The 12,927-nt window shown below is 72.4% G+C and carries 8 protein-coding genes; 3 read left to right on the top strand and 5 right to left on the bottom strand.

Going from position 1 to position 12,927, the window contains the following annotated elements; translation table 11 throughout:
• Positions 1–9 precede the first annotated feature (9 nt).
• Positions 10–1,620, top strand: a complete 1,611-nt coding sequence (locus tag ACIBO8_RS14870) for a peptidase (protein WP_396115739.1) — start codon at positions 10–12, stop codon at positions 1,618–1,620.
• A 51-nt stretch (positions 1,621–1,671) separates the two neighbouring features.
• Here the strand turns inward: ACIBO8_RS14870 and ACIBO8_RS14875 are convergent, their stop codons facing one another.
• From ACIBO8_RS14875 to ACIBO8_RS14895, 5 genes are read right to left on the bottom strand one after another with little or no spacing between them, the layout of a single operon-like run.
• On the bottom strand, positions 1,672–3,084 hold the full coding sequence (locus ACIBO8_RS14875) for an FAD-binding oxidoreductase (RefSeq protein ID WP_396115740.1): 1,413 nt from the start codon (positions 3,082–3,084) through the stop codon (positions 1,672–1,674).
• 10 nt (positions 3,085–3,094) lie between these two features.
• The gene (locus ACIBO8_RS14880) at positions 3,095–6,310 is read right to left on the bottom strand and encodes a BTAD domain-containing putative transcriptional regulator (protein WP_396115741.1); all 3,216 of its coding nucleotides are present in this window, start codon (positions 6,308–6,310) and stop codon (positions 3,095–3,097) included.
• Positions 6,311–6,330: 20 nt separating this feature from the next.
• Positions 6,331–8,337: an ATP-binding protein gene (locus ACIBO8_RS14885; protein WP_396115742.1), complete on the bottom strand. Its 2,007-nt coding sequence runs from the start codon at positions 8,335–8,337 to the stop codon at positions 6,331–6,333.
• A 17-nt stretch (positions 8,338–8,354) separates the two neighbouring features.
• A complete protein-coding gene (locus tag ACIBO8_RS14890; protein WP_396115743.1) occupies positions 8,355–8,747 on the bottom strand; it encodes a nuclear transport factor 2 family protein in 393 nt (130 codons plus the stop codon).
• A complete protein-coding gene (locus tag ACIBO8_RS14895) occupies positions 8,744–9,958 on the bottom strand; it encodes a cytochrome P450, cyclodipeptide synthase-associated (RefSeq protein WP_396115744.1) in 1,215 nt (404 codons plus the stop codon). Before ACIBO8_RS14895 ends, ACIBO8_RS14890 begins: the two co-directional genes overlap by 4 nt.
• A gap of 203 nt (positions 9,959–10,161) precedes the next feature.
• Here ACIBO8_RS14895 and ACIBO8_RS14900 point away from each other — a divergent pair, with 203 nt between their 5' ends.
• Both ACIBO8_RS14900 and ACIBO8_RS14905 read left to right on the top strand, forming a co-directional pair.
• The gene (locus ACIBO8_RS14900) at positions 10,162–11,586 is read left to right on the top strand and encodes an MFS transporter (protein WP_396115745.1); all 1,425 of its coding nucleotides are present in this window, start codon (positions 10,162–10,164) and stop codon (positions 11,584–11,586) included.
• Positions 11,583–12,923, top strand: a complete 1,341-nt coding sequence (locus tag ACIBO8_RS14905; RefSeq protein WP_396115746.1) for a carotenoid oxygenase family protein — start codon at positions 11,583–11,585, stop codon at positions 12,921–12,923. Before ACIBO8_RS14900 ends, ACIBO8_RS14905 begins: the two co-directional genes overlap by 4 nt.
• The last annotated feature ends 4 nt before the right edge of the window (positions 12,924–12,927 follow it).

Below are 12,927 nucleotides of genomic sequence, written 5' to 3' on the forward strand. Positions count from 1 at the left end.
GGAGCACACATGAACCGCATCCCTGCTGTCTGGGCCCGGGTCGGAGCCGGGGTCGCCGTGCTGGCGCTCGCACTGATCGGCACGCCGGCCCCGGTCTACGCCGCGGACCCCCTGCCCGACCTCTCCGTGTCGTTCGACCGCGACCCCGTCGCCGAGGTCGACAACAGCGGCGCGACGGTCGGCGTATATCTGTACAACAACGGCGAGGTGGCCGCCTCGGCGGTCACCTTGACGCTGGACCTGAGCGAGCTGAGCGACGCCGTCGTCGCGGCCGTTCCGGATTGGAGCGAGCAGTGCAAGCTCCTGGACAGCAAGATCACCTGCGCGGTGGGCCGGATCGAGCCCGGCCGGACCGGTGACATCTCCCCGCTGATTCTGACCAGCCGCACCGGCGCCGCCGTCGGCCCGGCCGGCGAGATCGCCGTGACCATCGACGGCGCCGAGGACGACGCGAACCCGGGCGACGACACCACGACGTTCCCGGTCACCGTGATCGCCTCCGGCCCGGACCTGGTCGTCGAGGCGGACGACGTGACGACCGCGAGGAACCCGGTCGGCCCGGGCGACAAGGTGCCGTTCCACGGCGCGGTCGCCAACGAGGGCGACACCGTCGCCACCGACGCCATCCTCACGCTGAATCTGTCGACGGGCACCACCTTGGTCGAGCGGTACAGCGACTGCACGTACGTGGACTACTACCCGAACGACATCGGTGGCGCGTACGTCTACGGCCCGAGCCGGATCACCTGCCCGCTGCCGGAGCTCCAGCCGGGCGAGGGCTTGTCGCTGTTCGATCCGGAGAGCGGCGCCTCCCTGTTCAACCTGACCTTCGGCCGCAACCTCTACGGCCCGGACAAGCACTACGGCAGCCTCGAGGCCGGGTTCGCCGACGAGGCGCGCGCTGCCCGGGGCGTGCGGCGGGTCGCCGGCCACGGTCCGTCGTTCGCCGCCGCCGCGCGGAAGCTGGCGAGCAAGGCGTCGGCCCGGCGCAGCTCCGCGCTGCGGGAGATCGACGAGTCGGACAACTACGCGGACTTCCACTACTGGAGCAAGAAGAACACCCTGGACGTACAGGTCACCGCCGAGCCCGTCAGCGGCAAGGTCGGCCGGACCGTCGACCTGCCGTACGAGGTCGTCAACGCGGGCCCGTCGGACGGCGGCGGCCCGTCCGTCCTGATCACCGCGCCGAGCGGCACCGTGCTGCTGCCGGTCGAATGGTGCTGGACGGACGGCACCGAGCAGGAGCAGCGTCCGGAGTCGAAGAAGCTGCGCTGCAACTTCGAGAGCGAGTTCCCGTCGCTGGCCTCCGGCTACGGCCGGATCAAGCAGACGCTCAAGCTGAAGATCAAATCCAAACCCGGCACCGACGGTACGATCACCGCCGAGTCCTGCTGCGTCGGCTCGACCGAGAGCGACAAGGCCAACAACACGGCCCGCATCGTCTTCACCGGAGGCGGCAGCGGCAGTGGGAGCGGTGGCGACGAGGGCGGCTCGGGTGGCGGCGGGGGTCTGCCCATCACCGGTACGCCGGTGGCCCTGGTCGCCGGGATCGGCGGCGCGGCGGTCGTCCTCGGCATCGTGCTGATGGTCGTGTTCCGCCGTCGGCGAGTGACCGACTGACATCCTGTCCGGCGCGGAACGGCGGGAGGGGAATGCCCTCCCGCCGTTCGCTCAGTGGGCGGCCGACGGCCGGATGTTCTGGTTGAGCCGGAACAGGTTCGTCGGGTCGTAGCGGTCCTTCACCGCCACCAGCCGCTCGTACGTGTCCTTCGGGTACGACGCCCGGACGCGCTCCTCGCTGGCTTCTCCGGTGAAGTTCACGTACGCCGCGGCATCGGGGCCCAGGGCCTCCGTCGCCGCCCGAGCCCACTCGATCGCGGCGGGGTAGCCGTCGGCGTCCCCGGACCTGGCGACCACGTTGAGGATGTAGTCGCGATCGCGGGTCCCGAACGCCGTCGCGTCCGCGGGCACCCGGCCCATCGCGCCACCGAGGTGGTGGATGTGCAGCTCGGAGACGGAGTTGGGCACGCGGGCGTACGCACCGGCCAGCGGACCGGCGGTCGCATCGTCGAGGTCGTCGAAGAACGCGGACCGGAAGTAGTTCCACATGCCGCGCGGGTACAGCGGGTCGAGCATCGTCTGCATGGTGGCGTACGGCATCGGGCCGAACAGGTCGACCACCACCGGCGCCAGCTCGCGGAACGGCCGGGTGGCGGCGTCGCCGTCCTCGGGCCGGCCCGACCACACGCCGAGAACGGCGATGATCGGCTTGCCGTGCACCTCCTCCGGCAGGAACGGTGCGGGCGGCGCGGTGGTCATGTTCAGCGCCATCGAGAGCTCGTCCGGCGCGCCGGAGGTGGCCGTACGGAATCCCTGCAGCACGCGTTCCACGTCCTCGCCGCGGTAGAAGACGAGACCGGCGAAGACGGTCGGGCCGACGTCGTGGACGCGCAGCTCGAACGAGGTCACCACACCGAAGTTGCCGCCGCCACCGCGCAGCGCCCACAGCAGTTCGGGATTCTCGTCCTCGGCGGCATGCAGGTACCGGCCGTCCGCGGTCACGATGTCGGCGCCGACGAGGTTGTCGCAGGTGAGGCCGCATCGGCGGACCAGCCAGCCGATGCCGCCGCCGAGGGTGAAGCCCGCGATGCCCGTGGTGGACACCAAGCCGCCCGTCACTGCCAGCCCCATTGCCTGGGTCTCGGCGTCGACGTCGCTCCACAAACATCCGCCCTGCGCGGTCACCGTACGCCGGCCGGGGTCGACGCGGACGCCGTTCATGGGGGACAGGTCGAGCACGATGCCGTCGTCCACCGTCGAGAAGCCGGGGATGCTGTGCCCGCCGCCGCGGACCGCGAGCGGCAGCCCCTCACTGCGGGCGAACTCCACCGTCTTGAGCACGTCCGCCACCCCGCGGCAGCGGACGATGAGGGCCGGCCTGCGGTCGTGGGCGCCGTTCCAGATCGAGCGCGCGTCGTCGTAGGGCGGGTCGCCCGGGCGGATCAGCGCGCCCCGCAGGGCCTGCGCGAGTTCTCCGAGCGTGGCCTCGCCGAGTGCGTCGTAGCGCGATTCTTGTGTGGTCATGACACTGACGCTAGGAATCCGACCTTCGCACCGGCTTAGCGTCACTTAGCGGTAACGCCTCCACCCGCGAGATGCCGATCCGGGAATGCAGGCGGCGGAACACGTCGTCCGCGGCCCGTCCGTGACGCTCGAGGGCTGCCCGGTCGCCGTCGTCGAGGGCGAGCTCGGCGGCGAGCAGCCGGGCCCACGCCACGAGCCGCAGATAGCCCTGGGGCTCGAAGGCCTCCACCGCCTGCTCGACCAGGACCCGGGCACGGTCCCGGGCACCGCCGAACAGCTCGACGACGGCCAGGTTGAGCAGGGCGCCCCCGACTCCGGGTCCGTCATCGACGGCCTCGCCCCGGTCGAGGGCGGTGCGGGCGAGCCGGCGTCCCTTAGCGATGTCGCCGACCGCGGCGGACAAAAGCCCCAGATTAGCCAGGCTCAGGTTCTCGCCGCGCCGATCGCCGAGACGCTCACGCAGCCGCAGCGCCTCCTGCAGATGCCGCTCGGCCGCGTCGAACAGGCGGGCGTCGCGCTCCACACAACCGAGGTGGTTGAGCGCGTGGGCCAGCCCGGCGAGGTCGTCGATCCGGGCGAAGGCGGCGACGGAGCGGTCCACGGTTCGGAGCGCGGCGCCCAGATCACCCGCGAGCCGATGGACGTAGCCGAGCGCGGAGAGCGCGTACGCCTGCCCCTGCACGGCACCGACCCGCCGGCCCAGCAGCCACGACTCCTCGAAGACCGGCACCAAGGCGTCGCCGACCGGCACCAGCGGCATGCACAAGGTCACGGCGGGCAGGAAGGGCGCTACCGCCGGATCGACGACGCTCAGCCGGCGCAGGCAGGTCGCGAACCGCCGGCCGGCCGTGCGTACGTCCTCGCGGAAGAGCGCGGCGAGCGCGGCCAGCCACTGCGCCGTGGCCACCACCGGCGCGGCGGGCCGACCCCCGCCGTCCGCGAGGGCCGCCTGGGCGATCCGCTCCACCTCCTCGATCTCGCCGACGCCCACCAGCAGGATGCCGCGCATCAGTCGCGCCCACGTGACGTCGGCCGGCGGCCCCGACCGTTCAGCGGCCGCGACCGCCTCGGCGCCGAGGCGGGGCAGCCGATCGCTGAGGCCCCGGCGCGCGTCGAGGACCGCGAGCGCGAACAACGCGCGAGCCCGCTCCGGCGACGACCCGGGCGCGATCGTCAGGATGCGCTCGAGCCAACCGGAACCCTCGACGAAATGGCCCCGGGCCAGCCAGTAGCGCCACAAACTCACGCCGAGCAGCAACGCCTGCCCGGGGTCGTGGCGCACCGCCCAGCCGAGCGCAGCACGCAGGTTGTCATGGTCGATGTCCAGCAGCTGCGGGCGCTCGACCACGATTCCCGACGCGCGGTCCGGATCATTGTCGATCGCCAGCTCCACGAAGTGACGGCAGTGGGCGGCATCGAAGGCGTCCGCCTCGCCGGCCTCTGTCAGCCGTTCCCGGGCCAGTTGCCGGATTGTCTCCAGCAGGCGGTACCGCGAGCGGTCACCGGCACGCTCGATCTGCACCAGCGACTTGTCGGCGATCCGGCCGAGACAGTCGAGGATCTCGGGGCGCGGAAGCAGCTTGTCGGCGCAGACCTGTTCCGCGGAGGGCAGCGAGAAGCTGCCGGCGAAGACCGCCAGCCGGCGAAGCAGTATCTGCTCGTCACGGGCGAGCAGTGCATGGCTCCACTCGAGAGCGGCCCGCAGCGTCGCATGCCGGGTGAGCCGGCCGCGGGGGCCGAGCAGGGACAGCGCCTCGTGCAGCCGCTCCGCGATCTCGACCGCCTCGAGGTGCGACATCCGGGCCGCGGCCAGCTCCAGTGCGAGCGGGATGCCGTCGAGGCGGCGGCAGATCTCCACAATGGCGGCCGCGTTGCCGGCGTCGAGGACGAACCCGGGACGGACGTCCCGGGACCGGTCGAGGAACAACCGCACGGAGGGCAGCATCGCCAGGCGGTCGGGGTCATCCCCGTCCTCGGGACCGGGCACTTTCAGCGAGGGCACCCGGAAGGTGACCTCGCCCGGAGCGTGCAGCGGCTCCCGGCTGGTGGCCAGCAAGGCCACACCCGGACAGGTACGGCGAATCGCCCCCGCGACGTCGGCGCACGCGGCGAGCAGGTGCTCGCAGTTGTCGAGGATGAGGAGCAAGGTCCTCGGCGCCAACCGGGCGGCCAACGTCCGCAACGGGTCGGGTCCGGCCGCCGGTTCGAGGCCCAGCGCGGATGCCACCGCGTCCGCCACCCGGCGCGGGTCGCCGACCCCGGCGAGGTCGGCGAACCACACCCCGTCGGGAAAGGAGCCGAGCAGCCGGCGAGCCGCCTCCTCGGCGAGGCGGGTCTTGCCCGCGCCGCCGACCCCGGTCAGCGTGAGCAACCCTCCCCGGGAGAGCAGGCGATGCACGTCGGCGATCTCCCGGTCGCGCCCGACGAAGCTGGTCAGCGGCGGCGCGAGGTTGTGCCGGGCCGGAGCCGGGCGCGACGGCTGCTCCTCGCCGCCGTCCCCGGTGAGCAGCTCCCGGTAGAGCCGCCGGGTCGCCGGGTCGGGATCGCTGCCGTACTCCGCGCGGAGGTCGTCGCGCAGCTTCTCGTAGCGGGCGAGGGCCTCCGGACGCCGCCCGGCGGCGGCGAGGCGGCGCATGAGGCCGCGGGCCGCCCCTTCGTGCCGCGGATCGATGGCCAGGGCCCGCTGCAGCGCCGCCAGGGCCTCAGCCTCGAACGACCGGGATCCGGCCCGGGCCCCCAGCTCGACGAGGAGTTCGCACAGGAGCTGCCGCAGCTCTTCGCGCCGTCCGGCCGCCCAGTCCTCGAACCGGTCCTCGGGAAGCAGATCACCGGCGTACGCGGCGACCGCGGCGCGCAGATCCGCCAGGCCGCCGCCGGCCCGGGCGTCCGCGGCCAGCCGTTCGAAGCGCCGTACGTCGACGTCGACGAGACTTCCGGCGCGCAGCACCACCACGTCGTCGTGCAGCTCGAGCAGCCCGTCGTGCGTTTCTTCACCGGCGAGGACGCGCCGGGCGACGTGCAAAGCCTGGTGCAGGTTGTTGGCGGCCGACGGGGCGGGCCGGCCGGGCCACAGCAGCTCCAGCAGCACGTCGCGGTGCATCCGCTGATCCGGTGCCAGCGCCAGCAGTTTGACCAGCGTACGGGCCTTGCGCAGGCGCCACTCGCGGGCTCGGACGGGGGTCCCGTCCCGGTCCACGGTGAACTCGCCGAGCAGCCGGATCCGCACGTGCAACCTCCGGCCTCAGCCTATTCTTGTTCGACGCCGTGGAGCTCCCACCGCCACAGGACGTCGCAGAGCAGGTCGAGGCCCTGCCTCAGATGCCGTCGGTAGGTGCCGTACGGCAGACTCAGGCGGCGGGCGGCGGCCTCCTGAGTGGGCGCACCGGAGAAGTAGCTCGCTGCCAGGGCGTCGCGGGCGCGTACGCCGCGAGGCTCGCGGGCGATGGTGTCCACGGCCTGGCGCAGCAGCTCGCGCAGTTCCTCGACGGGGTCGGCGAGGTCCGCGGCGAGGCGGACGCGCATCAGGGCGCAGACGGCGAAAGCGGCCGGATCGCGCCAGTGGGCAAGGGCCTCGCGAACGGCCTGGTCGAAAACGGTACGCGACACCCCGGCAGGTCCCGACTGAACGGGCGCGCCGGTGGCGGTGACGAATCGGCGCAGCCAGGTCTCGACGGGCACCTGACGCCAGTCGACGCTGAACAGCCCGTACGTATGCTCGCCGATCCGTGGTCGCGCGCCGGTGTCGGCGAGGGTGCCCTTCACCCGCGCGGACCAGGCATCGGCGTCGCGCCAGACGGCGAAACCGTACGCGCGACCGCGTGCCCGGGCGGATTCCGCCTGGGCTCGCGAGCTGCTCAGGTCGATGACGCGCGACGGGACCTGGTACCGCTCGGGGTAGATCGAGAAGCGGCTGATCCCGATGTGTTCCCCGGGGCGCACCGGCGCGGTGGCGTCGGTGTGTTCCCAGGCTGCCGCTACGACGGGATCGGTGGCCAGATCCTGGGGATCGGGCGGAGCCGGCAGGGCGAGCCGGGCCGTGAACGCCACGGTCCGGCCGGTGCTGACGAGGCGGTAGACGCTGAAGGCTTCGGGCTGGCGCTGCGCCCAGTAACGGACCAGGTCCGCGGAGGCGGGACCCTCGGTCTCCTCGGCCATGCGCAGGACGTCGTGGAGATCGACCGCACGCAGGGGCCGGTCGTGCACCTCGTCCTCGCGCGACCAGGTGCGTAGTCGTGCCACGGTGTCCACCTCGCGGAAGAGGTAGAAGAGATCGTCGGTGACGGTCCAGACCCGCTCCTCGGGTGCCTCGCGCAGGACGCGCAGGTACTCGTCCGCCAGCCGCTCCCGCATCGTGGCGAAGGCGTTGGGCGCCCGCCAGCGCAGGTCGGCGGCGAGCGTCTCCCGGGCGGCGTCGTGCGGGTGGAGCCCCCGGTGGCTCGACTCCACGAACGGCAGGTTCCGCAGCCAGGAGAAGAGCGCGTGCGTGTCCTCCTCGGGCAGCACCGCGGCGAGCAGCTCCTCCGACGTCGAACGGGCCTGGGACGCGACCTCGAGAGCGCGACGGTGGGCAGCCGTGGGCACCTCTCCGATCAACCCGGCCAGCAAGGTACGCAGCACGTCGGCCGAGGGCGCCCAGATCTCCTCCCTGCTGCAGCCCGCCGAGCCCGCTGCGGCGGCCAGCGACAGGGCCAGCGGGTTGCCCCCGGCGAACCGGAGCACCCGGTTTCGCAGCTCGGGCCGGATCCGCGCCGCGGTCAGCAGGGTGCGGGCCTGCTCGTCGGAGAACGGCTCGAGTTCACTGACGTCCAGAAGCCCGGCCCAGCCGGGGTCGGCCGCCCACTGCGCCTCCGGCGGCAGGCGACCGGCCAGGACGACGAGCGCGCCGGCCGCGGCGCGCGGGAGGAAGCGCTGCCACAGCCAGCTCTCCAGCCACTGGCAGTGCTCGAAGGAGTCCACGAACAGAACCGTGCCCGGAGCGTTCAGGAACGGACCGGCCGCCTCCTCGAAGTCGGCCGGATCCCGGCTGGCGAAACGGCCGTCGAGCTCGACCAGCCTCCGCCCTGCCGAGCGGGCCTGGTCCGCCAGGCGCCGCAGCAGCGCCGACTTCCCGATGCCACCCGGCCCGCACACGTAGAACGCGAACGGTGCCTGCGGATCCCCCGCCAACGCCTTCGCGAAGCGCCCGAGCTGCGCCTCCCGGCCGATGAAGGCCCGTACCCGCGCGCTGCTCAGTTTCTCTGCCACGGACACCATGACGGCTTCCTCCCTCGTCAGGTGATGAGTCCCAGGTCTTTGTCGTCGGCGTCGCCGTCGACCAGGAGGGTGGTCTCCTCGATGCGCTGGAAGCGTCCGTCCGGGGCGTACTGACCGAAGAGATACACCTCGGTGCGGGAGGTACGGCCGTTGTGCTGGGTGATCGTGACGGTGTGGCGGTCGGCGTAGCGCAGTCCGTCGCGGAGTTCGTCGTGAACCTCGACATGACCGCTGCGGACCAGGGCGCGCAGGCGGGTCATGTGCTGGGCGAAGCCGGCGCGGTCGCTCCACACGCCGTCGGTGCGCTGGCGGTAGTCGGGAGCGAAGTGCCGGTCGATCGCCTCGGCGAGATCCAGGCCGGGCGTGAACAGCAGGTCGTCGAGGGCTCGGGTGATGTCGGTCGGCGTCATCGCCGTACGGTCTCCTCAGGGGTGAAATCGACGGACAGGGATGCGGGACCGCGGGTGTACAGGCCGCTCTCCCGGTAGCGGAAGCCCGGGCTGTAGCGGACGCGGTCGAACAGGGACAGCAGCAGCGCGGCAACGGTCTCGATCTCGGCGCGGGCGAAGGCCGCCCCGACGCACTGGTGCAGACCGGTGCCGAAGGCCAGGTGCTGCGCGGCGGCGGTGAAGGACCGGGCGGTGCCCAGGTCCGGGCGGTGGATGTCGAAGGTGTCCGGGTCGGCGAAGGCGCCGGGATCTCGGTTGGCCGCCCCGATCATGCAGAAGACGGCCGCGCCGGCCGGGACGGTGGTGCCGGCGAACACGGCGTCCCTCTCCGCCCGGCGGGGGATGAGCTGTACGGGCGGGGTGTAGCGCAGCGTCTCGGCGACCGCCGCGGGCAGCAGCGCCGGGTCCCGCCGGACCTGGGCCAGCTGCCCGGGATGGTCGATCAGGTGCTTGAAGAGCAGCGCGAGCGTCTTGTCGGCGGGCTCGGCGGCGGCGACCAGGACGTTGACGAGCAGGGCGGTGACGTCGCGGTCGCTCAGAGCCGTGCCGTCGAACTCGGCGGCGCACAGCCTCGAGATCAGGTCCTCCCCGGGACGGCGGCGGCGCCGGTCGATCACCGGAGCGAGGTAGGCCTCCAGCTGCTCCGCGCACTCCAGGCAATGCCGGCGGCGTTCGGGGGTGAGGGTCATGCTGGTGATGAACTCGGCGATTCCGCGGTACCAGGCGGCGACCTGCTGCCAGTCGTCGCGGTCCAGGCCGAGGACGTCGAGCGTCACGCGGACGGCGAAGGGCTTGCCGAAGTCGTTGACGAGGTCCACCCGGCCGCGGGGCAGAAACGGCGCGATTAGCTCGGCGGCGTTGGCCCGGATGGCCCGTGTCTGGTCCTGCAATGCCTGCCCGGTGAAGCCCCGGACGACGATCTTCCGCTTGGCGGTGTGCTCGGCGCCGGTCATCTGGGCGAGGACGGGGCCGCGCATCACCGGCTCGGCGCGCACCTGCAGCGTCTCGGTGCTGAACGCCTCGTGGTCGGTCAGCACGCGTTTCACGTCCGGGTAGCGGGACAGGAAGTAGCTGTCGATCGAGGCCTCGTAGTGCACCGGTGCCTGCTCCCGCAGCCGGGTGAAGTGCCGGTAGGGGTCGGCGGCGAAGTCCTCGGACAGGATCCACGACACCTTGACGGTTCCCCTCCCTCCGGTTCCCTCGGTGGGCCGGTCAGCGAGGTACACCGTAAGGGACGGCATCGACCTGCCCTTTTTGCTCGTCGGTGCGGAGTGCGTACGGGCAAGCGGCGGCGGACAGGCGCGGACAGGACTGGACAGTCCCCGCCCCCGGCGGCCCTGGAAAGTGGACAGCGCCCGAACCGAGGCTGAGCGCCATGAAGTTGTCCGGACGTCCTCATCCGCCGTGGGCCGTGCTGACGGCGCTGGCCGCGGCGCAGTTCACCGTCATGCTGGCCACCTCGATCGTGAACGTGGCGCTGCCCCAGGTACGCGCCGGCGTGGGTTTGTCGGACGGCGGCACGACCTGGGTGGTCAACGCCTACGGCCTGGCATTCGGCGCGCTGCTCCTGGCCGGCGGACGGTCCGCCGATCTGCTCGGCGGCCGTCGCGTGCTGCTCGCCGGCCTCGGCCTGTTCGCGGGCGCGTCGCTGGTGGCGGGACTGGCCGCCTCTCCGGGCGAGCTGATCGCCGCTCGGGCCGTGCAGGGTCTCGGTGCCGCCGCCATCGCTCCGGCCGCGCTGGCCCTGGCCATGGGCCTGCACCCGTCGGGCCCCGGGCGCGGCAGGGCGCTGGGCGTGTGGGGCGCGGTCTCCGGCGCGGGAGGAGCAGGCGGCGTTCTGCTCGGCGGTGTGCTCACCCAGGCGTACGGCTGGCCCTGGGTCTTCCATTCCGTCGCGCTGGCGGCAGCGCTGGTTCTGGCCGCCGTGGCGGCACTCGTGCCACCGGTGGCCGGCCGCGGCGCCGGACGGTTCGACCTGGTGGGCACCGCCACCGTCACCCTCGCCCTGACCTGCCTGGTGTGGGGTCTGACGACCGCACGAGGCGCCGGGTGGACCGACGCCCGCGTGCTGGGGGCCCTCATCGGTGCCGCCACGCTGATCGCGGCCTTCGCCGTGATCCAGCACGGCCGGCCGGACGCGCTGATACCGCCCCGGCTGTTCACCACCGGCCGGGTCGCCGCGGGCAACCTGCTGATGGCGCTGCTGGGCTCGGTGTGGCTCGCCCTGTTCTTCTTCCTGCCGCTCTACCAGCAACAGGTCCTCGGGATGAGCCCGCTCGTCACCGGGGTCGGTCAGCTGCCGCTCGCCGGAGCCATCATGCTCGGCGCCGCCGCGGCCCCCGGCGTCTCCCGGCGCATCGGCGGCACCGCGACAGTGATTCCGGCCCTGCTCACCGAGGCCGCCGGCCTCGTATGGCTGGCACGGATCAAAGCCGACGGCAGCTACCTCGCCGACGTCCTCGGCCCGAGCATCCTGGTGGGTCTCGGCCTGAGCATCGCCTTCGTCCAGCTCACTGCGCTGGCCGTGGACGGCGTACCGCGCCCGGACGCGGGTCTGGCCGGCGGCCTGGTGAACACCACCCGTCAGGTCGGCGGTGCGATCGGCCTCGCCGCCCTGGCAACGCTGGCCGGCTCCGTCACGGCCACCGCGTCCGCCCACCAGCCCGCCGCGGTGGCCCTCACCGCCGGTTACCGGGCCGCCTTCCTTGTCTCGGCGGCGGTCCTGACCGCCACCGCACTGCTCGCCCTGCCGCTCACCCGCGGCATCCACCGATCCCTGAAAGTCGAGGCCACAAGATGACCAGCAAGCCCTACCTGACCGGGCACTACACCCCCGTCGCCGACGAGATCACCTCCTTCGGCCTGACCGTCGACGGCACCCTTCCTCCCGAGCTCACCGGACGCCTGATCCGCAACAGCCACAACCCCAAGCCCGGCGTCACCCCGGCCCACTGGTTCAAGGGCAGCGGCATGGTTCACGGGATCCGCCTGCGTGCCGGCCGGGCCGAGTGGTACCGCAACCGCTGGGTGCACACCCCTGCCCTGGACGGCGCCCCGTACCTGACCGAGCAGGGCCCCGACCTGACCGCCAGCACCGCCGGCACCCACGTCATCGAGCACGGCGGGCGGCTGCTCGCGCTGTGCGAGGCGAACCTGCCGTTCGAGCTCACCCCCGACCTGGAGACGGTCGGCGCGTACGACTTCGGCGGCCGGCTGCGCACCGCCATGACGGCGCATCCCAAGGAGGACCCGGTGACGGGGGAGCTGCACTTCTTCGGCTCCTCGCCCTTCCCGCCGTTCCTCGTGTACCACGTCGCGGACGCCAAGGGAGAGATCGTGCACACCGCCGAGATCCCGGGTGCGACCGCCTCGCTCAAGCACGACTTCGCCATCACCCGCCACCACGTGGTCTTCATCGAGGGCAACGTCACCTTCGACCCGGGCGAGCACTCCGGCATTCCGTACGCCTGGAGCGACCAGCAGCCGTCCCGCATCGGCGTCATGCCCCGCGGCAACGACGGTGCCAGGCACATCCGCTGGTTCTCCATCGAGCCCGGCAACATGCTGCACGTCAGCAACGCGTACGAGGACGGCCAGGGCCGGATCGTCCTCGAAGGCCCGACCGTGGACCGTGAAGGCTTCCAGCTCTCGTGGAACTGGTGGGTCGGTGCACCCGGGCGCGGCAGTGAGCCCAACACCCGCTCGTACACCCGCTCCTGGCTGATCGACCCGGCCGCCGGAACCGTCGACGAACAGATCATCGACGACCTCGCCGTGGAGTTCCCCACCCTCAACGACAAGTACCTGGGCGCCGAGAACCGATACGGGTACGCCGTGTCCTTCCCCGACCAGTACGGCCTCGGCGGCTACGGCGTCGTCAAGTACGACCGCCGCACCGGCGCCCGCCGCGTTCACCAGGTCGGTGACGCCCGGCTGCCCAGCGAAGCGGTGTTCGTCCCCGCGGCCGGCGCCACCAACGAGGACGACGGCTACCTGCTCACCGTGATCTCCGACCTCAAGCAGGACGCCTCGCAACTGCTGGTGCTGGATGCCGCAGCCCTGGAACGGGTCGCCACCGTCCACCTTCCCCGCCGCGTGACCGCCGGCATTCACGGTTCCTGGATCGCCGACAGCTGACCCC

Origin of the sequence: Actinoplanes sp. NPDC049681 (assembly GCF_044465265.1) — a bacterium.
Taxonomy (GTDB): domain Bacteria; phylum Actinomycetota; class Actinomycetes; order Mycobacteriales; family Micromonosporaceae; genus Actinoplanes.